This window comes from Leisingera sp. CC-HEC096 (assembly GCF_059429235.1).
In genome coordinates this window covers 1,547,568-1,573,990 of sequence record NZ_JCAIJS010000001.1, presented here as the reverse complement: position 1 = coordinate 1,573,990, position 26,423 = coordinate 1,547,568, and the positions used below count along the sequence as shown (strand labels likewise).

Genomic DNA, 26,423 nt, shown 5'->3' with positions numbered 1-26,423 from the left:
TTGTGGTGAGTAAGTCGAGCAGGGCACTCCCGAAAGTCGCGGTGCTGATGGGCGGACCGTCGGCCGAACGCGAGGTATCGCTGTCCAGCGGCCGCGAATGCGCGGCCGCTTTGCGCGGTGAGGGGTTCGAGGTTGTAGAGGTGGATGCAGGCCGGGACCTGCACGCGCGCCTGGCAGAGATCAAACCAGACGTGGTGTTCAACGCGCTGCATGGGCGCTGGGGCGAGGACGGCTGCGTCCAGGGCCTGCTGGAGTGGCTGGGCATTCCCTATACCCATTCCGGCGTGCTGGCCTCGGCGCTGGCGATGGACAAGCAGCGCTCCAAGGAAGTCTACCGCTCTGCCGGCCTGCCGGTGGTCGACAGCGGCCTGTTTGCCAAGGATGACGTCACGGCCGGCCATGTGATGGCGCCGCCCTATGTGGTGAAGCCCAACAACGAGGGTTCCAGCGTCGGCATCTATATCGTGCATGAGGCCGCCAACGGCCCGCCGCAGCTGTCGGAGGAGATGCCGCAGCAGGTGATGGTCGAGACCTACGCGCCGGGGCGCGAGCTGACCACCACGGTGATCGGGGACCGGGCGCTGACGGTGACCGATATCCTGACCGACGGCTGGTATGACTATGACGCCAAGTACAAGCCCGGCGGCTCGCGCCATGTGCTGCCTGCGGATCTGCCGCGGGAAATCCATGACCTGTGCCTGGAATACGCGCTGAAGGCGCATGAGGCTTTGGGTTGCCGCGGTGTCAGCCGCACCGATTTCCGCTGGGATGAGGCCCGCGGCGCCAGCGGGCTGGTGCTCTTGGAGACCAACACCCAGCCCGGCATGACACCGACGTCGCTGGTTCCGGAGCAGGCGGCCCATTGCGGTATGACCTTTGGCCAGCTGTGCGCCTGGATGGTGGAGGATGCTTCATGCAACCGCTGAAGGGGCGTTTCCGCCGCAGCGTCGAAGGGCGGGCGGATCCGGCGCCGTCGCGGCTGAAATACCGGCTGCAGCGCTGGATGCTGACGCCGGGCATCCGGTTCGGCTTGCGGTTCGGGGTGCCCTTGTGCCTGGTCCTGGCGGCCGGCAGCGCCTACCTGGCGGATGAGGGCCGCCGCGATGCGCTGCAGGGGCTGATCAACGATGCCCGCGCTGCGATCGAGGAACGGCCTGAGTTCATGGTCAAGGTGATGGCGGTGGACGGCGCCGGCACCAGCGTGGCGCAGGACATTCGCGAAGTGGTGCCGCTGGATTTTCCGGTCAGCTCCTTCGATCTGGATCTGGAGCAGATCCGCGACGTGATCACCGGGCTCGACCCGGTGAAATCCGCAAGCGTCAGGATCCGTCCGGGCGGCATTCTGCAAGTGGATGTCGAGGAACGCGCGCCGGCGCTGATCTGGCGCAGCCGCGAAGGGCTGGCGCTGCTGGACGAAAACGGCATTCACGTGGCCGAGCTGGGCCGCCGCAGCCTGCATCCCGATCTGCCGCTGATTGCGGGCAAGGGCGCGGCCAGGCACGCAGGCCAGGCGCTGCGGCTGTTCGCAGCAGCGAAACCGCTGGGGCCGCGGCTGCGCGGCCTGGTGCGGGTGGGCGAACGGCGCTGGGACGTGGTGCTGGACCGCAAGCAGCGCATTATGCTGCCGGCAGACAACCCGGTCCGGGCGCTGGAGCGGGTGCTGGCGGTGAGTGAAGTACAGGATTTGCTGGAACGCGATGTGGCGGCGGTGGATATGCGCTTGGCTGGGCGCCCGACCATCCGCATGACCGAAAACGCAGTGGAAAACTGGTGGCGCATCCGGCAGTTGAATGGGGGCGGGCAGTAACATGACAGATCTCTATCAGTCGCAGCGGGCAATGCGGCAGATGCGGCGCCAGGCGATGCAGCGCGGCGTGGTCGCCATTCTGGACGTGGGCAGCTCCAAGATCGCCTGTCTGGTGCTGCGCTTTGACGGCACTGGCAAGCTGAGCGAGGATGGCTCCATCGGTGCGCTGGCCGGGCAGTCGGGCTTCCGGGTGATTGGTGCGGCCACCACGCGGTCGCGCGGGGTGCAGTTCGGCGAGATTACCGCGATGCAGGAGACCGAGCGCGCCATCCGCACCGCGGTGCAGGCGGCGCAGAAGATGGCAGAGGTGCGCGTCGATCACGTGATCGCCTGTTTCTCCGGCGCCAATCCGCGCTCCTACGGGCTGGACGCCAAGCTGGATCTGGAAGGCCAGGTGGTTTCGGAGAATGAGGTCGCCCAGGTGCTGGCCTCCTGCGAAGTGCCGGAATACGGCGCCGGCCGCGAGGTGCTGCACGCCCAGCCGGTGAACTTTGCGCTCGACAACCGCTCCGGCCTCGCCGATCCGCGCGGCCAGATGGGGCAGACCCTGGCGGTCGACATGCACATGCTGACGGTCGATGCGATCGCGGTGCAGAACCTGGTGCGCTGCATCCAGCGCTGCGACCTTGAGCTGGCGGGGATCGCGTCGTCGGCCTATGTCTCCGGCTTCTCGGCGCTGGTCGAGGATGAGCAGGAGCTGGGCGCGGCCTGCATCGACATGGGCGGCGGCTCCACCTCGATCTCGATCTTCATGAAGAAGCACATGATCTATGCCGACGCGGTGCGGCTGGGCGGCGATCACATTACCAGCGACATCTCGATGGGGCTGGGGGTGCCGCTGGCCAATGCCGAGCGGATCAAGACCTTTTGCGGCGGCGTCCACGCCACCGGTGCCGACGACCGCGACATGATCGACATCGGCGGCGATACCGGCGACTGGGAGCATGACCGCCGCACCGTCAGCCGGGCCGAGCTGATCGGCATCATGCGCCCGCGCGTCGAGGAGGTCCTTGAGGAAGTGCGCGCACGGCTGGATGCGGCCGGGTTCGAATACCTGTCCAGCCAGCAGATCGTGCTGACCGGCGGCTCCAGCCAGATCATGGGGCTGGACGGGCTGGCCAGCCGCATCCTCGGCCAGCAAGTGCGCCTGGGCCGCCCGCTGCGCGTGCATGGCCTGCCGCAATCGGCGACCGGTCCGGGCTTTGCCTCTGCCGTGGGGCTGTGCCTGTTTGCGGCGCACCCGCAGGATGAGTGGTGGGATTTCGACATGCCTGCCAGCCGCCATCCGGCGGGCACCCTGGGCCGCGCCGTGCGCTGGTTCCGCGACAACTGGTAACCGGCAAATCAATTCAACCTGGATGGGCAAAGAGGGCGTGACAGCGCCGGCAGGACCCGTTAGGTTGTTCTTAACGTCCGCGCAAAAGCGGCGATTCAGCAGGCCGGGCAGTGGCCAGCCACAGATCAGGGAAACGTCCTCCGCACTAAGGATTTTGCGGATGGATCCTCTGTGTTGTGTTGGTCTTGTGCGTAAACCGCAATATCTGCTAGGGACGGCGAAATACCGCGGTTTGGTCTTAGAATTGAGACCTTATTTTGTGGCACATTGTGCTTTTTGGGATGACGAAACATCCCCTCCGCGGTAAGATTATGGTGAATAGGACAGGAACAAGCCCTTTGCGGGAGGGCGGGTAACACAGGCGGTAAGAGCATGACGTTGAATCTTTCGATGCCCGGGCAGGAAGAGTTGAAGCCGAAGATCACGGTATTTGGTGTCGGCGGGGCCGGCGGCAACGCCGTCAACAACATGATCGAGAAGGAATTGGACGGCGTTGAATTCGTCGTGGCCAATACCGACGCGCAGGCCCTGCAGCAAAGCGCGGCCAAGGCCCGCATCCAGCTGGGTGTGAAAGTGACCGAGGGCCTGGGCGCAGGCGCCCGCCCGCAGGTGGGCTCCGCCGCGGCTGAGGAAAGCATCGAGCAGATCGTCGACCATCTGGCGGGCGCGCATATGTGCTTTATCACTGCCGGCATGGGCGGCGGCACTGGCACCGGCGCGGCACCGATCATCGCGCAGGCGGCGCGGGAACTCGGCGTGCTGACCGTTGGTGTCGTGACCAAGCCGTTCCAGTTCGAGGGCCTCAAGCGGATGCGCCAGGCCGAAAGCGGTGTGGAAAGCCTGCAAAAGGTTGTGGACACGCTGATCATCATCCCGAACCAGAACCTGTTCCGCCTCGCCAACGAGAAGACCACCTTCACCGAGGCGTTCTCGATGGCGGATGACGTGCTGTATCAGGGCGTCAAGGGTGTGACCGACCTGATGGTGCGCCCGGGCCTGATCAACCTCGACTTTGCCGACGTCCGCGCCGTGATGGACGAGATGGGCAAGGCGATGATGGGCACCGGCGAGGGCGAGGGCGAAGACCGCGCCGTGCAGGCCGCCGAGAAGGCGATTGCCAACCCGCTGCTGGACGAAATCAGCCTCAAGGGCGCCAAGGGCGTGCTGATCAACATCACCGGCAGCCACGACCTGACCCTGTTCGAACTGGACGAGGCGGCCAACCGCATCCGCGAGGAAGTGGACCCGGATGCCAACATCATCGTCGGTTCCACCCTGGACACCGGCATGGAAGGCAAGATGCGGGTCTCCGTCGTGGCCACCGGCATCGACGCCACCGACGTGAACACCGATATGCCGGTGCCGCGCCGCCCGATGTCGGCACCGCTGCGCCAGACTGTCACCGTCGAGGAAACCCGCGCCGCGCCGCTGGAACTGGAAACCCCGGTTGAACAGCCGCGGCCTGTGGAGGCCGCCCCGGCACCGGCTGCGGAAGCTGCTCAAGCCCCCGCCGCGCTGGAAGAGCCGTCGCTGTTCGAAGAGATGAACGTGCAGCAGGCCGCTGAGCAGGACCAGTCCGGCGACGTCTTTGAAGAGTCGGAGCAGATGGGCGATGACGGCCTGCCGCCGCCGGCCTACCAGCCGCAAGTGCCTGAGTTCCGCCCGCAGGCGGATGTTGCCGGGCAGCAGGCAGACGCCTTTGTCGCACCCAAGGCGCCCGCGCCGGGCACCCCGTCGCCGCAGGCGCTGGAGCGTCTGCAGGCCGCTGCCCAGCGGGTTCAGCAGCCGCAGGCGCAGCAGCCGCGTCCGGTGGCGCCGGTTGCACCGGCTCCGCAGCAGCAGCAGCAACAGCAACAACAGCAGCAGCCCGAGGGCCAGCGCCGGTTCGGCCTGAATTCGCTGATCCACCGGATGACCGGCACAACTGAGACCCCGGCGGCCAAACAGCAACCCCAAGCGGTGCGCCAGCAGCCCGCAATGCAGGCGCCTGCACCCTCGGCACAGCCGCAGCAGGCCCAGGCGCAGCAGCCTGATCCCGACCAGGAACGCATCGAAATCCCCGCGTTCCTGCGCCGCCAGGCCAACTGACGCATCACATCTGACGCTGACGAAAGCCGCCTTTTGGGCGGCTTTCTCTTTTTGGATCAGTGCTTTGCGCGGATCTAAGCGGTGTTTTGCCTATCTGTTACAGCCATGTTTCAAACCGTTACAAAGATTGAGTTGTAGGTTTTTTTCCAAAACCTTAACTCTCTTTCGCAACACGGCCCGGGAGGCCGGACATAGTGAAATGAGGCACAACGTGCAAAATACGCTCAAGGCATCGGTGGCATTTGAAGGGGTCGGCCTGCATTCCGGCAAGCCCGCCCGCATGATCCTGATCCCGGCTCCGGCGGGGCATGGGATCGTGTTCAAGCGCACCGACATCGCATTGGGCAACACTATGGTTCCGGCCCGCTGGGACCTGGTTGAGCGCAGCCCGCTGTGCACCCGGCTGGTCAACACCTCCGGTGTGAGTGTTTCCACAGTCGAGCACATTATGGCGGCGCTGGCTGGCTGCGGCGTGCACAATGCGCTGATCGAAATCGACGGCCCGGAAGTGCCGATTGTGGATGGTTCCTCGGCACCGTTTGTGCGCGGCATCATGAAATACGGCGTGCAGCGCCAGGGCGTGCCCGCGACTGCCTATGAAGTGCTGAAGCCGGTGACGGTTGAAAAGGACGGCGCCCGCGCCACCCTGCTGCCGTCGGACCGCCTGACCATCGAATTCCACATCGACTTTGCCGAAGCCGCGATCGGCCGCCAGAGCAAGGTCCTGGACATGCGCAACGGCAGCTTTGCGCGTGAGCTGTGCGACAGCCGCACTTTCTGCCGTCAGGCGGATGTCGAATCCATGCAGGCCAACGGCCTCGCCCTGGGCGGTGTGCCGGGCGAGAACGCGGTTGTGTTTGACGGGGACCGGGTCGAGAGCGGCGCGGGCCTGCGCCACTCGGACGAGCCTGTACGCCACAAGATGCTGGATGCCCTGGGCGATCTGGCACTGGCCGGGGGGCCGATCTTGGGGCGCTACGTTGGCGAGCGCGCGGGGCACGCGCTGACCAACACCTTGCTGCGAGCCTTGTTTGCGGAGCCGGGTGCAGTCCGGGCCGTCGTCTGCGATGCAGCGATGACCGCACGGCTTCCAGGGCAGGGGCTGATCTGGTCGGAAATCCCGGCTGAACAGCGCCGCGTGGCATAAGGCAGAAAACCAGGAACGAGCGGACAACTGGCCCGGGACCCCCTTGTCCCGGGTCTTTTCATGTGGCCGCAATGGCAGCCGTTGCGGCAGGGAATTCCCGCGCAGCCTTGACCGCGGGCGGCTTTCTCTGCCATGTGAACGCGGAAGTGGCGAAAGGCATTTTGCGCGCCATTCGAATATGCTAGAGACGGCATAACCGGGGCGGACACCCGTAAGTCAATGACGGTGAGGTTAGGCATTATGAACGGCATCAGGGCAGGAGCCAGAACCTTGGGCGCGGTCGTTCTGATGGCGGTGCTTGCGGGTTGCGGCGGCGATGGCGGCGCAGTCAAGCGCGGCGAGTCGGTTGAGGCCTATTCCCCCGATCAGATCTATGAGCGCGGCGAGTTCGAGCTGGCCAACCGGCGTCCCAAGGATGCCGTTTATTATTTTGCCGAGATCGAGCGCCTGTACCCCTATTCCGAATGGGCGAAACAGGCGGTGATCATGCAGGCCTTTGCGTATCACTCCACCAAGGATTACGAGAACAGCCGCGCCGCCGCGCAGCGGTTCATCGACTTTTACCCGGCAGATGAGGATGCGGCTTATGCCCAGTATCTGCTGGCGCTCAGCTATTACGACCAGATCGACGAGGTGGGCCGCGACCAGGGGCTGACCTTCCAGGCGCTGCAGGCGCTGCGCACGGTGATCGAGGTTTACCCGGACAGCCAGTATGCCACCTCGGCAATCCTGAAATTCGACCTGGCCTTTGACCACCTGGCGGGCAAGGAGATGGAGATCGGCCGCTACTACCTGCGCCGCGGCCATTACACCTCTGCAATCAACCGTTTCCGGGTGGTGGTGGAGGATTTTCAGACCACCAGCCACACGCCAGAGGCGCTGCACCGCCTGGTCGAGGGCTATCTGTCGCTGGGCCTGACTGCCGAAGCACAGACTGCGGCGGCCATTCTGGGCCATAACTTCCAGTCCACCGAATGGTACGAGGACAGCTACAGGCTGCTGACCGCGCAAGGGCTCAAGCCCAAGGACCGCGGCAACAACTGGCTGAGCCAGATCTACCGGCAGACGGTGAAAGGGCAGTGGCTGTAAGGGCCGCTGCGGCAATGGGGCGGGGCAATGCTGCGCGCGCTTGATATCCGGGATATCCTGATCATTGACCACCTGGAGCTGAACTTTCAGCCCGGGCTGAATGTGCTGACCGGCGAGACCGGGGCGGGCAAATCCATTCTTCTCGACAGTCTCGGCTTTGTGCTGGGCTGGCGCGGCCGCGCCGAACTGGTGCGCCAGGGCGCCAAGCAGGGCGAGGTGCTGGCGGAGTTCGACCTGCCAGCTGATCACCCGGCTCATGCGATCCTGGAAGAGGCCGGGCTGCCCGGCGGCGACAGCTTGATCCTGCGCCGGGTGAACACCGCGGACGGTCGCAAGACCGCCTGGGTTAATGACCGGCGCTGTTCGGGCGAGGTGCTGCGGGCGCTGTCGGAAACTCTGGTTGAACTGCACGGCCAGCATGACGACCGAGGGCTGCTGAACCCGCGCGGCCATATGGCGCTGCTGGACCAGTATGCCGGTACCCAACCGCTGCTTGCGGACGTGCGCGCGGCCTGGGCCGGAGCGGCCAGGGCGCGCAAGACGGTGGCGGCCACCCGTGCCGCGCTGGAGGCCGTGCGGGCCGAGGAAGAGTTCCTGCGCCATGCGGTTGCGGAACTGGACAAGCTGGATCCGCAGCCGGGCGAGGATGAGGCGCTGGACACCCGCCGCCGTCAGATGCAGGCGGCTGAGCGCATCCGCGGCGACATCGCCCGCGCCCATGCGCTGCTCAGCGAGGGCGCCGAGTCCGCCATGGGCGAGGCGCAGCGCTGGCTGGAGGGCGTTGCGGGCCAAGAGGAAGAAACAGGCCTGGATGAGCCGCTGGCGGCGCTGAGCCGCGCGATGATTGAGCTGGGCGATGCCCAAGACGGTGTGGAGCGTGTGCTTGGCAGCCTGGACTTCAACCCGGGTGAGCTGGAAGACTGCGAGGAGCGGCTGTTTGCGATCCGCGCGCTGGCGCGCAAGCACGGCGTGCAGGCGGATGAACTGGGTGACTATGCCGAAACCTTGCGGGCGAAGCTTGCCGCGCTGGATGCGGGCGATCAGAACCTGGCCGATCAGGAGGCCGCGCTGAAGGCGGCAGAAGACTCTTACACGCAAGCCGCCAAGCAGTTGGGTGCTGTTCGCCGCCAGGGCGCCGCATCGCTGGACAAGGCGGTGATGGCAGAGCTGGCGCCTCTCAAGATGGAGCGGGCGGTGTTTGAGACCCGCATTACCACGGCAGAGCCGGGACCGGACGGAACCGACGCGGTGGCCTTTACCGTCGCCACCAATCCGGGCGCGCCTGCCGGGCCGCTGAACAAGATCGCTTCGGGCGGGGAGCTGAGCCGCTTCCTGCTGGCGCTCAAGGTCTGCCTGCGCGGCGAGGATGCCAGCAAGACGCTGATTTTCGACGAGATCGACCGCGGGGTCGGCGGTGCAACGGCGGATGCTGTGGGCCGCAGGCTGCGCAACCTTGCAAGCGGCGGCCAAGTGCTGGTGGTGACCCACTCGCCGCAGGTGGCGGCGCTTGGCGGCCATCATTGGCAGGTGCGCAAACAGGTGATCGACGGCATGACATTGTCACAGGTGGTGCCGCTGGATGGAACGGAACGGGTGGATGAGCTTGCCCGTATGGTGTCCGGTGATACCATCACCAACGAGGCCCGTGCCGCGGCCCGCGCGTTGCTGGCCGGATAACCTGCCGGAACACCTGGCGGGGTGAGGGTTCTTTAACCGGCTTCATGGCAGTTGTAGGCCATTGAAAACAAAAAAGACCCGCTGACAGGTTATGGTGCAAGAAATCCGTTCGTCCCTTTCCGCAATTTCCCTGCAATGGCTGGCTGGCCTCAAGGATATCTGGCGGGTGATGCGCCACCGCGGCCCCAGCCAGTTCCAGTTCTGGCTGATCGCGCTGCTGATCGGTATCGCCGCGGGCTTTGCGGCGCTGTTTTTCCGCAAGGGGATCGCGGCGTTGCAGGCCTGGGTCTATGGTGCGCCGGATGTGGATTACCTGCACAGCTTTGCGCAGGGGCTGCCGTGGTACGTTCTGGTGTCCATTGCTGCGGGCGGCGGTCTGGTGGTCGGCCTGATCCTCGACCGGTTCACCCCGGACGGGCGGGTCCGTTCGGTCGCCGACGTGATCGAGGGCGCGGCGCTGCACGACGGCCGCGTCGAGCAGCGGGAGGGGCTTGCCTCGGCGCTGGCGTCCTTCATCACGCTGTCCACCGGCGGCTCAACCGGGCGTGAAGGGCCGGTGGTGCATATGGCCGGGGTGATCTCCACCTGGGTCAGCAACCGGATCAATGCCGACGGCATCACCGGGCGCGACCTGCTGGGCTGTGCGGTGGCGGCGGCGGTGTCTGCCAGCTTCAACGCGCCGATTGCCGGCGCCCTGTTCGCGCTGGAGGTGGTGCTGCGCCACTTCGCGGTCAATGCCTTTGCGCCTATCGTGATTGCCTCGGTCGCGGGCACCGTCATCAACCGGCTGGAATACGGCGATGTCACCGAATTCACCCTGGTCACGCCCGGTGCGCTGCAATTCTATGTGGAGCTGCCGGCCTTCCTGATCCTGGGGCTGATCTGCGGCCTGGTGGCGGTGGTCCAAATGCGGGCGATCTTCTTTGCCGACAAGGTCGGAAACAAGGTGCAGGAACGGCTGTGCCTGCCGCGCTGGCTGCGCCCGGCGGTATCCGGCGCCATGCTGGGGGTGATCGCGGTCTGGTACCCCCACATCATCGGCGTCGGCTATGAAACCACCGTGCTGGCGCTGACCGGCGGGCTGCTGCTGGCGGAGGCGGTGATCTTCACCGTGGTCAAGACCGCCGCCGTGGCCATCACCATGGGCGGGCGCATGGGCGGCGGGGTGTTCTCCCCCTCGCTGATGATCGGGGCGCTGACCGGGCTGGCGTTTGGCCTTATTGCGACCTCGGTGCTGCCGGATGTGTCCGGCACCCATACGCTTTATGCCTTTGCCGGCATGGGGGCGGTAGCCGCCGCGGTGCTGGGCGCGCCGATCTCCACCACGCTCATCGTGTTCGAACTGACCGGCGACTGGCAGATTGGCCTGGCGGTGATGGTTTCGGTCTCCATGTCCACTGCGCTGGCGTCACGGCTGGTGGACCGCTCCTTCTTCCTCACCCAACTGGAAAAGCGCGACATTCACTGCGCAGCGGGGCCGCAGGCCTATTTGCTGGCGCTGATCCGCGCGGGCGCCGTGATGCGGCCGATGGGCGACAGCCGCTGCGCCACGCTGGAAGAATGCCAGGCGCTGGTGGAGGAGGGGCTGTGCATCCGCGCCGCCGCCTCGCTGGAGGCGGCGATGCCGGTGTTCGACCGCGCCGACGCGGCCTTTCTCCCGGTGGTGATGGAGGAGGCCGGGACGGACGAGATCATCGGCGCACTTTACCATGTGGATGCGCTGAAGGCCTACAACCGCGCCCTGGCCGCCACCGCCGCCGAGGAGCACAGATAGCCCCAGAAGCCGGCTGCCCTGGCAGGGCAGGCGCGGATTGTGCGGCTGCCGCCCCGCTTTAGGCGCTTCGCAAGGGGGAAACCGGGCCGGATCTTCCCCGCATCTGTGAGAAATCCGCTACAGGTAAATGGAAAGTTAAGATTTGCGTTGCCCTGCGGCTGAGCCTCCGACAACACTACAACCAGGACATAGCAAGACTTACTCACTTCGGTAGGAAACTCATGCGTAACCTCGAAATCGGCCCGCAAGAGGCTGGTGCGAAAAATACGGCGGACGAGCGGGAAAATGAACGGGCGGCACTGGAGGCAGTGATCAACTACGCGATCCAATGCGCCCGGGAAACGGATATCCTTGGCGCAGGCGACGCGCTGGAGGAAGCCAGGCTGAACCTCAGCCGGGCCATTCTGACCTAGCCCCCTTCTTCCGGAACAAGGAACTGCAGCTTCCGGCCCGCAAGGCCGGATGTGAGGTACCTGTTGCCGCGCACCCCCCCCCAAAAAAAACACCGGCGCCTTGGCACCGGTGCGGTCCGGATTAGGCTTCCGGAAATTCATAGCTGCCCCCGCGCGGGGCGGCGGCGGGGGGCCGCCGCGGACGGGTAGGGCTCAGACCTGCTCAACCTTGACAGAGTCGCTCAGCACAAATGCCAGGCAGCCTTTGATCTCTGCCGCTGCCTCTTTCGGATCCTCATAGCTCCAGGCCGCGTTTTCGGTGACCGAGGATTTGTTGGCGATGGAGAAATAGCTGGCCTCGCCCTTGTGCTCGCACTGGGTGGTCTTGCTGGTGCGGTCCAGGAACGCCATGGCAATGTCTTCGCGCGGGAAATAGATGACCGGATCCATATCGCCCTCCGTCAGCTCCAGCGCATTGGAAGTTTCGCCCAATACGGCGCCGCCGGAACGGACGACCCAGGTGCCTTCGGCCTTGCGGATACGGATATTTGTCATGCGTGATTTCCCATTTTCTTCGTTCGTGTCATCTTTTGTTCAGTCCATGTAACAGCCGGGTGTCAGACCCGGGTCACAACGGCGCGGTTGCGGCATCAAGCCACGCCTGCGCGGCGGGGCTGAGCTGCGGTCCGATCTTTGCTGCAACCTCCCGGTGGTAGCTGTCGAGCCAGTCTTTCTCGTCTGCTGTCAGCATGGAGGCATCCACCAGCCGCCGGTCTACCGGGGCGAAGGTGAGCGTGCGCCAGCACAGCATTTCGCGCTCCGGGTCACTGGTGTCAAGGGCCGGGGCCTCTTCAACAACCAGAAGGTTCTCGATCCGGATGCCAAAGGCGCCCTCGCGGTAGTATCCGGGTTCATTCGACAGGATCATGCCGGGCTCCAGCGGCACATGGCTGGTGCGCGCCAGCCGCTGCGGGCCCTCGTGCACGCTGAGATAGGCGCCGACGCCGTGGCCAAGGCCGTGATTGAAATCCTGCCCTGCCAGCCACAGCGGCATCCTGCCGATGGCCTCGATATCGCGGCCCGCCAGCCCCTTGGGCCAGCGCAGACGGGACATGGCGATCATGCCCTGCAGCACGCGCGTATAGGCGGCGCGCTCCTCGTTTCCGGGGGGGCCGATGGCGATGGTGCGGGTGATGTCGGTGGTGCCGTCCAGATACTGGCCGCCGCTGTCCAGCACCAGCAGGTGGCCGTCCTCCAGCCGCGTGTCGGTTTCCTCGGTCACGCGGTAATGCATGACAGCACCGTTCTCGCCGGTGCCTGCGATGGTTTCAAAGCTGATGTCGCGCAAGCTGGGGTCTTCGCTGCGCAGGCTTTCCAGCTTTTTGACCGCATCAATCTCGGTGATTGTGCCGGGCGCCTGCGCGTCGAGCCAGGCCAGCATCTCCACTACCGCGGCACCATCGCGCAAGTGGGCCGCTGCGCTGCCTGCGATCTCGGCGGCGTTCTTGCGGGCCTTGGGCAGGGCGCAGGGGTCGCCTGCGGGCACCAGCCGCTCGCCCAGCTTGTCCGCGACGATCTGCGGGACCGTGCCGGAGTCCGCTGCGACAGAGCCGTTGAGAGCTGCCGCGGCCTTGAGGAAGTCTTGGGGCGGATGCACGGTGACGGTGCTGCCGAAATGCCCCTCCAGGCCCGTGAGTTTCTCTGCCGCCATGAACAGGTCCACCCGCGCGTCGCTGTGCAGGATGGCAAACCCATGCGCCACGGGGTTGCGCGCCACGTCGCTGCCGCGGATGTTCAGCAGCCACATGATGCTGTCGGGCAGGGTGATGACGGCTGCCGTCTGGCCTGCGTCCTGCAGGCCCTTGGCCAGCCGCGTGCATTTGTCCGCGGCGCTTTCGCCCGCATAGTCCAGCGGATGGGCGGCCACGGGATTCATTGGCGGTGCGGGCTGGTCCTGCCAGATCCGGTCCACCAGGTTCTCGGATTGCGCCAGGGTGATGCCGCTGCCCGCCAGCTCCTTGGTGAGCGACGTGATCTGTCCTGCGGGGTGCAGCCAGGGATCAAACCCCACCTTGCCCCCATGCGGCAGCTGCTCCTTCAGCCAGTCCGCCAGCTGCACCTCGGGCCAGGGCACGGGCGTGAACTCCTCGGCAACCTGGCGTTTCACCTGGGTGCGGTAGCGGCCATCGATGAACACACCGGCGATGCTCTGCAGCACCGCACAAAAGCCCGCCGAGCCGGTGAAACCGGTGAGCCAGCTGAGGCGCTCGTCATTAGGGGCCACATATTCGCCCTGATGGGCATCGGCGCGGGGCACCAGGAAACCGTCCAGGCCTTCCGCCGCCAGCTCCTTGCGCAGGGCGGCCAGCCGGGGCGGGCCCTGTTCCGGGCGGGCGGTCACGTCGAAAGACTGATACATCGGCATGTCTCCTGCTGAAGGGGCGGAGCGGCGGGAAGCTTGCGCACTCCGGGGCCGCGGTAAAGAAAACGCGCGGGCCGGCGCGCGCGCCCCTTCTTGTCCCAAATCGCCCTGCTGCTGGCAAGGGCGGCGGCAGAGAGATTTCCCGGGACCTGACGGCACAACGCAAGGGGTAATCAAACGGGAGTGCTCCCGCCCGGCCGCGAGAGCATCACAGATGCCCTCCGGCCCGTTGGGCCAAGCGCCGGGAGCCTTCGGCACCCGGCGCCGCCGCGCGCGTCAGCGCGCGGCCATGCCCAAGGCTGAGGGCGGCATCTTTGATGCAGGCCAAAGGCGCGGGAGGGCTCCCTTGGCCGTCTGAGGGAGCTGGCGTCAGCTGGCGCGTTTGATGCCCATCACCCGTGCGCGGGCGCGCGGGTCGCTGTCGAACAGGGCGGCCAGCTGCTCGGTCATTGCGCCGGCCAGCTGCTCCACGTCGGTGATCGTCACCGCGCGTTCGTAATAGCGGGTCACGTCGTGGCCGATGCCGATTGCCAGCAGTTCCACCTGCTTGCGCTTTTCGACCATCGCGATCACGTCGCGCAGGTGTTTCTCCAGGTAGTTCGCCGGGTTCACCGACAGCGTCGAGTCATCCACCGGCGCGCCGTCGGAGATCACCATCAGGATTTTGCGGGCCTCACGCCGCGCCACCATGCGGCGGTGCGCCCATTCCAGCGCCTCGCCGTCGATGTTTTCCTTCAGGAGGCCCTCTTTCATCATCAGGCCCAGGTTGGCGCGGGTGCGGCGCATCGGGGCGTCGGCGCCCTTGTAGATGATATGGCGCAAGTCGTTCAGACGCCCCGGCTGCTGCGGGCGGCCGTCGTTCAGCCAGGCCTCGCGCGCCAGGCCGCCCTTCCAGGCGCGGGTGGTGAAGCCGAGGATCTCGACCTTCACGTTGCAGCGCTCCAGGGTGCGGGCAAGCACGTCAGCGCAGATCGCCGCGATGGAGATCGGGCGGCCGCGCATGGAGCCGGAGTTGTCCAGCAGGAGAGTCACCACGGTGTCGCGGAACTCAGTGTCCTTTTCGACCTTGAAGCTGAGCGGCGTGGTCGGGTTGGCAACCACCCGCGCCAGGCGGCCGGCATCCAGGATGCCTTCCTCGCGGTCGAACTCCCAAGAGCGGTTCTGCTGCGCCTGCAGGCGGCGCTGCAGCTTGTTGGCCAGCCGCGACACGGCCCCCTTCAGCGGCTCCAGCTGCTGGTCGAGATAGGCGCGCAGACGCTCCAGTTCAGCTGGCTCCGCCAGCTCCTCGGCGTTGATTTCCTCGTCATGGCTGTCCAGGAACACCTTGTAGTCCGGGTCCGCATCAGAAACCGGCGGCGGGGCAGGCGGCTCCAGCGGCGCCTCGCCGTCGGGCATCTCGGTGTCCTCGGCCAGCTCGTCTTCGGCCATCTCGTCCATCGAGACCTGGGCCTGGCTTTCGTCCTGCTGCTGCTCCTGGCTCTGCTCGGGAGACGCGTCGGCCTGTTCCTCGTCGGAATCGTCCTGGCCGGTGCTGTCCGGATCCTGCTGCTCCTCGGCGTTGTCTTCGGCCTCGTCATTGGCCTCGTCGTCCAGATCATCCGGGTCATCGCCCAGCTGGTCGCCATAGCCGAGGTCCGAGATCACCTGCCGCGCCAGTTTGGCGAAGGCGGCCTGGTCGGCAATGGTTTCGTCCAGGTTTTCCAGCGTGCCGCCGGCCTGGGATTCGATGAACCCGCGCCACAGCTCCATGATGTTGGCAGCGCCTTCCGGCAGCTCGCGGCCGGTGGCGAGGTGGCGGATCAGATAGCCCGCAGAGGCGGCCAGCGGTGCCTCGGAGGAGGATTTCATCTGGTCATAGCCGCGCCGGATCGACTCGTTGCGGATCTTCACGTCGATGTTTGACGCGGTGCCGGGCATGTGGCGCGCACCCATCGCCTCGCAGCGGGCGGTCTCCATCGCCTCATAGAGGTCGCGGGCCATCTCGCCCTGCGGCACGTATTTCGCGTGGGTGGCGTCGTCGTGGAACTTGTGGCGCAGCGCAAGCGCATCCGCGGTGCCGCGGGCCAGCAGCACCTCCTCGCGGCTCATCCGGCGGGAGACCTGAGGCAGCCGCATCGAGTCGCCCGACAGCCCGGAGGGGTCGACGGTATAGCTCACCGACAGTTCCGGGTCGTCGGCCATCACCTTGGTGGCTTCGGCCAGGGCTTTCTTGAACGGATCGGCGGGGTTGTCGTTCGGCTTTTTCATGGTCGCAAGGTGTCCTTGATCGAAGCATTCCGCCAAGTGCAGCCGTTGTCCAGCCTTCTTTGATTGTATCAAAGGGCATTGCCCGGCCGCGGGCGGGAAACGAAGTGCCCGCTCCGTTTTGCCGAAGGCGAACCTTGGGTTCGACGGGGCGGTCGGGCACTGCCCGGCGTTGCCGCCGGGCGGCACCTTGCTGTTAGCCCAGGCTCACGCTGGCGGCGCTTTCCGGCAGCTCCTCGTCGAAGCAGCGCTGGTAGAACTCGGCCACGGTCTGGCGCTCCAGCTCGTCGCATTTGTTCAGGAACGACAGGCGGAAGGCATAGCCCACGTCGCGGAAGATCTCGGCGTTCTGGGCCCAGTTGATTACGGTCCGCGGCGACATCACTGTGGACAGGTCGCCGTTCATAAAGGCGGTCCGGGTCAGGTCGGCAACGGTCACCATCTGGCTGATAGTCTTGCGGCCCTTCTCGGTGTTGTAATGCGGCGCCTTGGACAGCACGATGGCGCTTTCGGCGTCGTGGCTCAGGTAGTTCAGGGTCGAGACCAGCGACCAGCGGTCCATCTGTGCCTGGTTGATCTGCTGGGTGCCATGATACAGACCGGTGGTGTCGCCGAGGCCAACGGTGTTGGCGGTGGCAAACAGGCGGAAGAACGGGTTCGGGGTGATGATCTCGTTCTGGTCCAAGAGGGTCAGCTTGCCGTCATGCTCCAGCACCCGCTGGATCACGAACATCACGTCGGCGCGGCCCGCATCATACTCGTCGAACACGATCGCAACCGGGTTGCGCAGCGCCCAGGGCAGGATGCCTTCGTGGAACTCAGTCACCTGCTTGCCGTCGCGCAGCTTGATCGCGTCCTTGCCGATCAGGTCGATCCGGCTGATGTGGCTGTCGAGGTTCACACGCACGGAAGGCCAGTTCAGGCGGGCGGCGACCTGTTCGATGTGGGTCGACTTGCCGGTGCCGTGGTAGCCCTGGATCATCACACGGCGGTTGTGGCTGAAGCCCGCCAGGATCGCAAGCGTGGTTTCCGGGTCGAACTTGTAGGTCGGGTCCAGCGCCGGCACCCGGTCGGAGCCGTCGGCAAAGCCCTTGACCGTCATATCCGTGTCGATCCCGAACACATCGCGCACCGAAATTGCTTCGGTCGGTTTCGCATTCATATCCACAAAGCCGTCGGTCATCCCAGTCGATCCTTATACCGCTTCCCTGCCATCAGGGTCCAATCCGCGGGATTGGTGCCCGATCTGGCGCGCGAGGGCAAGGGGAAGTGTGGCAGGAAACCAGCTGACGCCGCGATTGTTCCGGAACTGGACAGACGGCGCTGAGCGGACCGGGGACAGATGGCAGAGGGGGCGATACGCACTGCGCCCCCGGCCGGGCAGCAGGGGGCGCGTTTTGTTGCCGGCGCCCGCGAAGCTTTGGGGGGGTAGGCTGCGGCCGGCACATCTTTGCCTAACCGGTCACGGCAGGGCGGGTCAAAGAAATAAAAAGTCTATCTATAATTTTCGGCGAAAGACCGCCCATCGCCAGCTTCAAAGCGCAGCACAGCGCGGCCGGCAGTAATAATTACGGGATCGGGCGGTGAGCGGCTGATGAGGCCGGTTCAAACCGGTCAGCAGCCAGGCCAGGGAAATCAGCTCCAGGCACGGGCCCGCAGGAAAGAAAAAGAGCGGCCCCAGGCCGCCCTCCGCAATTCGGTGATCTGCCGCGCTCACTTGAAGCTGCGGCTGTCCTTGATCTGATCCCAGGCCCACATGACCTCCTGCAGCTGCTCTTCCTGGCTGCGGTCGCCGCCGTTCATGTCGGGGTGAAGCACCTTGATCAGCTTCTTGTAGGCCTTGCGGATGTCGGCCTTGGACCAGTCGTCCTTGGCTTCCAGGATCTCGATCGCCCGGCGCTCGGTGGGGGGCAGCCGGCGGCCGGTTTTGGCGGCGCGGCCCGGGTTCTGGGTGGCATTGGCGCCCAGAACCTGATGGGGGTCCTCGATGCCCAGCCGCGCCCAGGCACGGGCCTCGGGGTCGCCCATCGGCTTGGTCTCGCGCTCCCACACCTTGTCCTTGGAGCGCTGCGCATTCAGCTCCGCCTCGGTGGTGCCTTCGAAGAAATTCCACTTGTTGTTGTACTCGCGCACGTGCTCCTGGCAGAACCAGTAGAAATCATCCAGCACGTCCGGCGCCTTGGGGGCGCGGAACTTGCCTGCTTCCTCGCAGCCGTCCTTGTCGCACACGCGCACAGAGGTTTCGGACGCACCGGTAGCGGCCCGCCGCCCGCGCGGGTTCTTCTTCTTGGCAGAGCGGACGGACATATCGAAGCCAAAGGGATCGGATTTGGTCATGGGCGCACCTTCTAGACGCATCTGTTCGACTCGGAGGCAGCAGTTTAGTCTAAGGGGCGCCAGATTGAAGGGGGCGCAGGCAAAAAATATGGGGTTGAGCGGAAAATGAACGTCAAGCAGGAAATGGAAGCGGCCTTGCAGGCGGCCTTTGCGCCAAGCGCGCTGGAGGTTGTGAACGAAAGCCACAAACACGCAGGCCACGCGGGCGACGATGGCTCGGGCGAGAGCCACTTCGCGGTACGGATCCGCACCGGGGCCTTCGAGGGCATGAGCCGGGTGGCGCAGCACCGCGCCGTGCACAAGGCGCTGGGGAATATCGTGCCGCGGATCCACGCGCTGGCGCTGGATACCGGGGCGTAAGGCCGCGCGGTGGCGGGCGGAAACGCCCGCCTTTCACCTGATTATTTTTCGCCGTCTTTCACCCCGGCCCGCGCTTTCAGCGCAGCGGTCATGCCGGAGACCGGGCTCAGTTCCTCGACCCCGTCATCGGCCTGCATCTTTGCAGCTCCGGCGCCGGGAACCTGTTCCGCCTCCGGCGGCGCTTCCGGGTCGCCTGCCGCCGCCGTCAGCCGCGGTGTTTGCGGTTCGCTGCGGGGGAACGAGGCGGAGGGTGCTGCGGGCTCCTTGCGGCCTGCCGACGGAGCTTGCGCCGGCTGTTCCGCGGCAAGCGCGCGGCGGAACACCATGACATTGCGCCAGTTTGTGCTGGAGCCGGTCAGGCCCGAGCGCTCCTCGCTCGGCAGCAGCTCGGCACGCTGGAACTCCCAGCCCTCTGCCGCCATCTCGTTCAGCAGGATTTCGATCGAATTGGCAAAGCGTGCCTCGGGTGTCTTCACGCCCTTCGCCTTGGTGCCCTTGGCGGGGGCGGGGACAACCTTGTACTCAAATGCTTGCATGAACGTCTCCTGTTTCGGCCCGCAGCTTTAGCGGAAAGGGGGGAGCGGTCAAGGGGCCGGAGGGGCAGCCGGTGTGCGGCGGCCCGCCGTTTTCCGGCGCGGAAAACGGCCCGGAAAACACGTGTTTTCCGAGCCGGAATTTTCGCAAAATTCCGGGGCCGTCACCCGGTTCAGCCCTCCGCCGCGGCCATCTGCACCAGCGTCAGGCAGACCTCCGTGGCCTTGGCCATGTCCTGCACCGAAATCCACTCCAGGGGACCGTGCACATTCTGCATGCCGGTGAAAATATTGGGCGTAGGAATCCCCAGCTCGGTCAAGCGCGACCCATCGGTGCCGCCGCGGATCGGGGCCGATACCGGCTCGATCCCATGCGCGCGGCAGGCTTCCAGCGCCAGCTCCACCGGGGTCATGTCGTTTTCCAGCCAGTAGCGCATGTTGCGGTATTGCGGGTAGATTTCGCAGGTGATCTCCGCCCGCGGCTCCGAAGCCTGCACCGCGCCGCAGACCTTGCGCAGCAGGTCGCCCTTGGCGGCCAGCCCGTCCAGTTCAAAGTCGCGAAGGATCAGCTTGATCTCCATCTCCGAAGAGCCGCCGTTCAAATCGGTGATATGGATGAACCCCTCACGGCCGTCAGTGGTTTCCGGCGTCATCGTGGCCTGCGGCAGCGTCTGCACGATCTTGGCCGCCAGATGCGCGGCGTTCACCATCCTTTCCTTGGCCCAGCCGGGATGGATTGACACGCCCTTGACGGTCACCACCGCCCGGTCGGCAGAGAAGCTCTCATAAACGATCTCGCCCGCGTCGCCGCCGTCCAGCGTATAGGCGAAGTCCACGCCCAGATCCTTGGGCAGCTGTGCGCCCACGCCGCGGCCGATTTCCTCGTCCGGGGTGAAGGCGAGGCGGATCTTCGGGTGTTTGATCCCGGGGGTTGCCAGCAAGTGCCGCGCCAGGGTCATCACGATGGCAACGCCCGCCTTGTCGTCAGCCCCCAATAGGGTGAGGCCGGAAGCGGTGATCAGATCATCGCCCTGTTTGGAGGCAAGGTCGGGGGACTTCTGGGGCGACAGTACCAGGTCCGGGTTGTCGGGATAGGTGATATCGCCGCCGTCATACCCTTTGATCACCCGCGGCTTGACGCCGGTGGCATTGAACTGGGGCGCGGTATCCACATGGGCGAGGAAGCCGATGGCCGGCCCCGGCGCGGTGGCGGGAACCGTGGCCAGCACCACGCCATAATCCGTCAGTTCCACATCCTGCGCGCCGATTTCCTGCAGTTCGCGCACCAGCAGGTTCAGCATGTTGAACTGGATTTCAGTGCTGGGTGTCGTCGCTGAGGTCTCATCGCTCTGGCTGTCGATGGCGGCGTAGCGGACCAGACGGTCCTCGAGTTCCTGATCGAAAATGCGTTCCATGAAGCCTCCGGGATTTTGGGCGGAGCAAAGCCGCTGGCGCGGGGAAGGTCAAGCGGCGGCGAATATGACGGGGTAGTGAGCGGGTTTTTGTAAGCGCGAAGGGCAGCGTCTGACCGCGGGTGGGGGCGAAGCCCCCGCCCATGGGGGCGGTCGGGGGCTGTCCGGCGTGCCGCCGGACGGAAGATTTGGAATGACACCACCCGGTGCACAGGGGGTGTACAGGGGGTGCACGCATGTCACCCCCGTTCCGGCACGAAAAAGGGCGCCCCGGTTTTAGCCTTGGGGCGCCCTTTTGAATTCCGTTTTCCGGCTGGGATCAGCCGCCCAGTTTCTTGGCAACCAGCTCGTTCACCGCCTTGGGGTTGGCCTTGCCGCCGGTGGCTTTCATCACCTGGCCGACGAACCAGCCTGCCAGCTTCGGGTTCACCTTGGCCTTTTCCACCTGCGCCGGGTTGGCGGCGATGATCTCGTCCAGGGCGGTCTCGATGGCGCCGGTGTCGGTCACCTGCTTCATGCCGCGCTCCTCGACGATCTGCGCCGGGTCGCCGCCTTCGGTGTACACGATCTCGAACAGGTCCTTGGCGATCTTGCCGGAAATCGCATCGGAGGAAATCAGATCAATGATGCCTCCCAGCTGCGCGGGGGAGACTGGGGATTCGGTGATCGAATGATCTTCTTTCTTCAGACGCCCGAACAGCTCATTGATGACCCAGTTCGCTGCCAGCTTGCCGCTGCGGCCCTTGGCGGTTTCCTCAAAGAAGGCCGCCGATTCCACATCCGCGGTCAGCACCGAGGCGTCGTAATCGCTGAGGCTGAAGTCATTGATGAAACGCGCCTTTTTCTGGTCCGGAAGCTCCGGCAGATTGGCGGCAATGTCATCGACCCAGGCCTGCTCGATTTCCAGCGGCAGCAGGTCGGGATCGGGGAAATAGCGGTAATCATGCGCCTCTTCCTTGGAGCGCATGGAGCGGGTTTCGCCCTTGTCCGGATCATACAGACGGGTTTCCTGCTCGACCTTGCCGCCGCCCTCGATGATGGCGATCTGGCGGCGCGCCTCGACCTCGATGGCCTGCTGGATGAAGCGCATGGAGTTCATGTTCTTGATTTCGCAGCGGGTGCCGAGGTGGCTGAAGTCCTGGGTCTCCTGGTACTTCTCGTACTGGCCGGGCAGGCAAACGGAGACGTTCACGTCCGCGCGCAGGTTGCCGTTCTGCATGTTGCCGTCGCAGGTGCCCAGATACTGCATGATCTGGCGCAGCTTGGCGATATAGGCGGCGGCTTCCTCCGGACCCCGGATGTCGGGGCGGGAGACGATCTCCATCAGGCAGACGCCGGTCCGGTTCAGGTCGACAAAGGACATGTTGGGGTCCATGTCGTGGATCGACTTGCCCGCGTCCTGCTCCATGTGGATACGCTCGACACGCACGTTGCGCGCAGTGCCGTCGCCCAGCTCCACCAGAACTTCGCCTTCGCCCACAATGGGATGGTAAAGCTGGGAAATCTGGTAGCCCTGCGGCAGGTCGGGATAGAAGTAGTTCTTGCGGTCAAAGGCGGACCACAGGTTGATATCGGCCTTCAGGCCCAGCCCGGTGCGCACAGCCTGCTCGACGCAGTATTCGTTGATCACCGGCAGCATGCCGGGCATCGCTGCGTCCACGAATGCGACGTTGGAGTTCGGCTCGGCGCCGAACTTGGTGGAAGCGCCGGAGAACAGCTTGGCATTGGAGCTGACCTGGGCATGCACCTCCATGCCGATGACCAGTTCCCAGTCATGCTTGGCGCCCGCGATCACCTTGGGCTTGGGGAGTTCATATGTCAGGTCGAGCATGGTTTTCCGCCGTATCCGAATGTCCAATGTTGGCAAGCGTTCTAGGCCCGTGCGCGGGCAGGGGCAAGGGGGCAGGTGGCGGAGAAAACTCTTCGCAGTGCGGATCCTCCTTAATTTGCACGGGCTGTAAGCCCGGGCAGCGCCCGTCCGCCCCCATGGGCGGGCGCTTCGCTTCCGCCCGCGGACGGGCGCTGCCCTTCGCGATGGTTCGCCTGAGCCCGATTCAGCCTCTTGGCGGGGTGCATCAGGAGGGCTAGAACTGGCAGCCCGAACAGAATTTCAGGAGGCCGCCTTGGACACATCCGCCCGCATCAGCCAGACCATTGCCACGGAAATCGGCGCCGCCGCCAAGCAGGTGAGCGCTGCCGTCGCGCTGCTGGATGAAGGCGCCACCGTGCCGTTTGTCGCGCGCTACCGCAAGGAGGCGACCGGGGGGTTGGACGACACTCAGCTGCGCACCCTGGCGGAGCGGCTGGAGTACCTGCGCGAGCTGGAAAAGCGGCGGGCCTCCATCCTCGAGTCGATCAAGGGGCAGGACAAGCTGACCGACGATCTGGCGGCTTCGATCGCCAAGGCGGAGACCAAGGCGCAGCTGGAGGACATTTATCTGCCCTACAAGCCCAAGCGGCGCACCAAGGCAATGATCGCCCGCGAAAACGGGCTGGAGCCGCTGGCCGATGCCATCCTGGCCGACCGCAGCGCCGACCCGGAGAAGATGGCCGAAGGCTATGTCACCGAGGCGGTGGCCACGGTGAAGGACGCGCTGAATGGCGCGCGGGATATCCTGACCGAGCGGCTGACCGAAAACGCATCCCTGCTGGGCCGGCTGCGGGAATTTCTGCAGCGGGAGGCTGTGCTGACTGCCAAGGTGATTGAGGGTAAGGAGCAGGAGGGCGCCAAGTTCTCCGACTATTTCGCCCACACCGAGCGCTGGGCGGATGTGCCCTCGCACCGGGCGCTGGCGATGCTGCGCGGCTCCAACGAGGGCGTGCTGACGCTGGACGTGGGGCCGGAGCCGGAGGAGGGCGTGGCACGGGCCGAGGCCATGGTTGCGGCGGAGCTCGGCGCGGGCGGCAATGGCCCGGGCGACAAATGGCTGCGCAAGGTCGCGGGCTGGACCTGGCGGGTGAAGCTGAGCCTGTCGATGATGCTGGAGCTAATGGGCGATCTGCGCGGCCGGGCGCAGGAGGATGCCATTCAGGTTTTTGCCCGCAACCTCAAGGACCTGCTGTTCGCAGCTCCGGCCGGTGCGCGGCCGACGCTCGGGCTGGACCCGGGCATTCGCACCGGCGTCAAGGCGGCAGTGGTTGATGCAACCGGGAAACTGGTGGCGACTGAAACGTTATACCCGTTCCAGCCGAAGAACGATCTGCGCGGGGCGCAGGTTTCTATCGTCAAGCTGATCGCAGAACACGGCGTCGAGCTGATTGCCATCGGCAACGGCACCGCCAGCCGTGAGACCGAGCGGATGGTGGCGGAGGTGCTGAAACACCTGCCTGCCAAGATCAAGGCGCCGACCAAGTTGGTGGTGTCGGAGGCGGGCGCCTCGGTCTACTCCGCCTCCGAGCTGGCGGCGCGGGAGTTTCCCGATCTGGACGTGAGCTTGCGCGGGGCGGTGTCGATTGCCCGCCGCTTGCAGGACCCGCTGGCGGAGCTGGTGAAGATCGAGCCCAAGAGCATCGGCGTCGGCCAGTACCAGCATGACGTTGACCAGCACAAACTGTCGAAATCGCTGGAGGCGGTGATCGAGGATGTGGTGAACGCGGTGGGCGTGGACCTCAACATGGCGTCGGCGCCGCTGCTTGCTCAAGTCTCCGGCCTTGGCCCCGGGCTGGCGGAGGCGATTGTGGCGCACCGGGACATGAACGGCGCGTTCGCCTCGCGCAAGGAGCTGTTGAAGGTCGCGCGTCTTGGCCCCAAGGCGTTTGAGCAATGCGCGGGCTTCCTGCGCATCCGCGACGGGAAGGAGCCGCTGGATGCGTCCTCCGTGCACCCCGAAAGCTATGATGTGGCGCGCAAGATCGTGGCCGCTTGCGGGCGCGACATCCGCCAGATCATGGGTGACGCCGCGGCGCTGAAAGGCCTGCGGGCCGAGAACTTCGTAGGCGGCGATGTCGGCCTGCCGACTGTGCGTGACATTTTCCAGGAACTGGAAAAGCCGGGCCGCGACCCGCGCCCGTCCTTTGTCACGGCCTCCTTCAAGGACGGGGTGGAAGAAATCACCGACCTGAAGCCCGGCATGGTGCTGGAAGGCACGGTAACCAACGTCGCGGCCTTTGGCGCCTTTGTGGACATCGGCGTGCATCAGGACGGGCTGGTGCATGTGAGCCAGCTGGCCGACCGCTTCGTGAAGGACCCCCATGAGGTGGTGAAGACCGGCCAGGTGGTGAAAGTGACCGTCACCGAGGTGGATGTGCCGCGCAAGAGGATCGGTCTGACCATGAAGAAAGACGGCGGTGCGTCCGCCAAGGAAGAGCGAAATGCGCGCGGCCCGGCCAAGGGCGCAGGCCCGCGCCGCGGCGGCAAGCCCGGCGGCCCTCAGGGCGGCAAGGGCAGGATGTCTGCTGGACCCAAGGGCGGCCAAGCCAGGGATCAGGGCTCAAGCCAAAGTACAGGCGCGCTGGGCGCGGCGCTGATGGACGCCTTCAAGAAGAAATGACGGCACGGGGCTTCGGCCCCGTCTTTTGCAGGGCGGTTACGCGGGGCTGAACTCCAGCCCTTCTTCAGTAAAGGCAACCTTCTGGCCGCCTTCGATCTCCTCGCGGAACTGGGTGGCGATGGCCTGCAGCGCGCCGGCATGGCCGCGGGCGGCAAACCGGCTGAGCGAGGTGATGCGGGCGCTGTTGTCGAACCCCTCAGCGGCATGGGCCCAGACCAGCGGATGCAGCTCCTTCAGGTGGTCGCGGATCAGCCAGCCGGCGGCCGCGGCGATCTTGAGCCGCGGCAGGTCGGCCTGAATGTTCTGGCCTTGGTCCTTGCGCAGGGCGACGCTGCAATAGGCCGCCAAGAGGTTGATCATCTCCTGTGACGGGTTGGCCTGAACGATGTCCCTCAGGCCGTCGAGGAAGAACCGGGTATCGACCCGGGCGCAGGCCTGATCGTCGATGGCGATGGCGTCGAAATAGACCCAGGTGTAGCCGCCAGCGCCCCAGGTCTGTGCGGTGCGCGCAGCGGTGCGGCGGGCCTCAAGCTCCAGCGCCGCATAGGAGCCGGACCAGCGCGGCAGCATATGGGTGCCAAGGGTGCGCATGTGGCGGTGGTTGGCGGGGGCCAGGTCGATCAGGGCGGCAAAGGCATCCGCCACCGGCAGGGTGCCGCCGCTGTTGCGGGCAAAGAGGGCGCATTGCGCCGCCTTGAGGAAGGGGCTGTCCTCGCTGTCCTGGGCGATCGGCTCCAGCAGGGCGGCGGCGCGGTCGAAATGCGCGGCACAGCGGCGCTGGCTGGAGGCTGGGGCCGCAGGCGCATTGCCGGGGCCGCGCCAGGCCCAGCCGATGTCGATATGGGCCAAGGCCACCAATGCGGTCAGATAGGGGTCGTGGCGGTGCTCTGCCCGCAGCGCCTCGAACGCCATCAGGCCGCGGATCAGGCTGCGGTTGCTCGCGTCCTTCTGCTCGGCCAGAGCATTTTCGGTGGCATTCACCACGTCGGCGCGGGCGCCATAGGCGATGAGATCGGCCAGCGGCAGGCCGCAGCGGGCCGTGGCGCGGCTCAGGTCGGCCTCGCGGATCTCGCGGGAAAGGTCTTCCCAGCGTTCCTGGCGGGCCAGGAACTGGCCGCGGTCCTGGGCTTTCAGGCAATCGGGATCACCCTGGGCGCTGCAGACCGGGATCGACAGGCTGTCCTCAAGGGGCCGGTTCAAAAGCGTGCCGGCGGGGCCGGAAGAGGGCGTTAGTTCGGGGCGGCTGGCAGGCAAAGAGGTGCGGGACACCAGACCTGAAATCCGGGAAAGAAGTTCTTTTGCCTGTCGAGACTGT

The 26,423-nt window shown here is 65.7% G+C and carries 20 protein-coding genes; 11 read left to right on the top strand and 9 right to left on the bottom strand.

Annotation, left to right across the window (positions count from 1 at the left end; all coding sequences use genetic code 11):
• The first annotated feature begins 47 nt into the window (after positions 1-47).
• From AC5STI_RS07675 to AC5STI_RS07635, 9 genes are all read left to right on the top strand, one after another.
• Positions 48-926 carry a D-alanine--D-alanine ligase gene (locus tag AC5STI_RS07675; protein ID WP_495447740.1) on the top strand — a complete coding sequence of 293 codons (879 nt, stop codon included), beginning with the start codon at positions 48-50 and terminating at the stop codon, positions 924-926.
• Positions 914-1,807 carry a cell division protein FtsQ/DivIB gene (locus tag AC5STI_RS07670; protein ID WP_495446250.1) on the top strand — a complete coding sequence of 298 codons (894 nt, stop codon included), beginning with the start codon at positions 914-916 and terminating at the stop codon, positions 1,805-1,807. Before AC5STI_RS07675 ends, AC5STI_RS07670 begins: the two co-directional genes overlap by 13 nt.
• A 1-nt stretch (position 1,808) precedes the next feature.
• Entirely contained in the window at positions 1,809-3,143 is a 1,335-nt protein-coding gene (ftsA, locus tag AC5STI_RS07665; RefSeq protein WP_495446249.1) for a cell division protein FtsA, read from the top strand.
• Between the two features lie 372 nt (positions 3,144-3,515).
• Complete coding sequence (gene ftsZ, locus AC5STI_RS07660; RefSeq protein WP_495446248.1) at positions 3,516-5,231, top strand: cell division protein FtsZ; 1,716 nt, start codon at positions 3,516-3,518, stop codon at positions 5,229-5,231.
• Between the two features lie 199 nt (positions 5,232-5,430).
• The gene (lpxC, locus tag AC5STI_RS07655; protein WP_475046479.1) at positions 5,431-6,378 is read left to right on the top strand and encodes a UDP-3-O-acyl-N-acetylglucosamine deacetylase; all 948 of its coding nucleotides are present in this window, start codon (positions 5,431-5,433) and stop codon (positions 6,376-6,378) included.
• 240 nt (positions 6,379-6,618) lie between these two features.
• Complete coding sequence (locus tag AC5STI_RS07650; RefSeq protein ID WP_490399904.1) at positions 6,619-7,467, top strand: outer membrane protein assembly factor BamD; 849 nt, start codon at positions 6,619-6,621, stop codon at positions 7,465-7,467.
• 27 nt (positions 7,468-7,494) lie between these two features.
• Positions 7,495-9,144 carry a DNA repair protein RecN gene (recN, locus tag AC5STI_RS07645; protein ID WP_495446247.1) on the top strand — a complete coding sequence of 550 codons (1,650 nt, stop codon included), beginning with the start codon at positions 7,495-7,497 and terminating at the stop codon, positions 9,142-9,144.
• A 91-nt stretch (positions 9,145-9,235) separates the two neighbouring features.
• Positions 9,236-10,918, top strand: coding sequence for a chloride channel protein (locus tag AC5STI_RS07640; protein WP_495446246.1), 1,683 nt, complete (start codon positions 9,236-9,238; stop codon positions 10,916-10,918).
• Positions 10,919-11,139: 221 nt separating this feature from the next.
• Positions 11,140-11,331 (top strand): hypothetical protein, encoded by a 192-nt coding sequence (locus AC5STI_RS07635; RefSeq protein WP_475046473.1) that lies wholly within the window; start codon positions 11,140-11,142, stop codon positions 11,329-11,331.
• 192 nt (positions 11,332-11,523) lie between these two features.
• Here AC5STI_RS07635 and AC5STI_RS07630 read toward each other — a convergent pair whose 3' ends face one another.
• From AC5STI_RS07630 to AC5STI_RS07610, 5 genes are all read right to left on the bottom strand, one after another.
• Positions 11,524-11,865 (bottom strand): DUF427 domain-containing protein, encoded by a 342-nt coding sequence (locus tag AC5STI_RS07630; protein WP_490399907.1) that lies wholly within the window; start codon positions 11,863-11,865, stop codon positions 11,524-11,526.
• Between the two features lie 73 nt (positions 11,866-11,938).
• Positions 11,939-13,729 (bottom strand): aminopeptidase P family protein, encoded by a 1,791-nt coding sequence (locus AC5STI_RS07625; protein ID WP_495446245.1) that lies wholly within the window; start codon positions 13,727-13,729, stop codon positions 11,939-11,941.
• A gap of 372 nt (positions 13,730-14,101) precedes the next feature.
• On the bottom strand, positions 14,102-15,979 hold the full coding sequence (cobT, locus tag AC5STI_RS07620) for a cobaltochelatase subunit CobT (RefSeq protein ID WP_495446244.1): 1,878 nt from the start codon (positions 15,977-15,979) through the stop codon (positions 14,102-14,104).
• Positions 15,980-16,172: 193 nt separating this feature from the next.
• Positions 16,173-17,159 carry a cobaltochelatase subunit CobS gene (gene cobS, locus AC5STI_RS07615; protein WP_058284445.1) on the bottom strand — a complete coding sequence of 329 codons (987 nt, stop codon included), beginning with the start codon at positions 17,157-17,159 and terminating at the stop codon, positions 16,173-16,175.
• A gap of 530 nt (positions 17,160-17,689) precedes the next feature.
• Positions 17,690-18,313, bottom strand: a complete 624-nt coding sequence (locus AC5STI_RS07610) for a DnaJ domain-containing protein (RefSeq protein WP_027237031.1) — start codon at positions 18,311-18,313, stop codon at positions 17,690-17,692.
• Positions 18,314-18,418: 105 nt separating this feature from the next.
• Here AC5STI_RS07610 and AC5STI_RS07605 point away from each other — a divergent pair, with 105 nt between their 5' ends.
• Positions 18,419-18,673, top strand: coding sequence for a BolA family protein (locus AC5STI_RS07605; RefSeq protein WP_495446243.1), 255 nt, complete (start codon positions 18,419-18,421; stop codon positions 18,671-18,673).
• A gap of 41 nt (positions 18,674-18,714) precedes the next feature.
• Here the strand turns inward: AC5STI_RS07605 and AC5STI_RS07600 are convergent, their stop codons facing one another.
• The 3 genes from AC5STI_RS07600 to gatB all read right to left on the bottom strand — a co-directional run bounded on the left by AC5STI_RS07600 (position 18,715) and on the right by gatB (position 22,449).
• Complete coding sequence (locus AC5STI_RS07600) at positions 18,715-19,209, bottom strand: DUF4177 domain-containing protein (protein ID WP_495446242.1); 495 nt, start codon at positions 19,207-19,209, stop codon at positions 18,715-18,717.
• A 170-nt stretch (positions 19,210-19,379) separates the two neighbouring features.
• A complete protein-coding gene (gene pepT / locus AC5STI_RS07595) occupies positions 19,380-20,621 on the bottom strand; it encodes a peptidase T (RefSeq protein WP_495446241.1) in 1,242 nt (413 codons plus the stop codon).
• 316 nt (positions 20,622-20,937) lie between these two features.
• Positions 20,938-22,449, bottom strand: a complete 1,512-nt coding sequence (gene gatB, locus AC5STI_RS07590) for an Asp-tRNA(Asn)/Glu-tRNA(Gln) amidotransferase subunit GatB (protein WP_271905932.1) — start codon at positions 22,447-22,449, stop codon at positions 20,938-20,940.
• 292 nt (positions 22,450-22,741) lie between these two features.
• Between gatB and AC5STI_RS07585 the strand changes: the two genes are divergently transcribed.
• Positions 22,742-25,108 (top strand): Tex family protein, encoded by a 2,367-nt coding sequence (locus AC5STI_RS07585; protein WP_495446240.1) that lies wholly within the window; start codon positions 22,742-22,744, stop codon positions 25,106-25,108.
• Between the two features lie 36 nt (positions 25,109-25,144).
• On the opposite strand, the gene AC5STI_RS07580 is transcribed toward AC5STI_RS07585, so the two are convergent.
• Positions 25,145-26,377, bottom strand: a complete 1,233-nt coding sequence (locus AC5STI_RS07580; RefSeq protein WP_490399913.1) for a hypothetical protein — start codon at positions 26,375-26,377, stop codon at positions 25,145-25,147.
• Between the last annotated feature and the right edge of the window lie 46 nt (positions 26,378-26,423).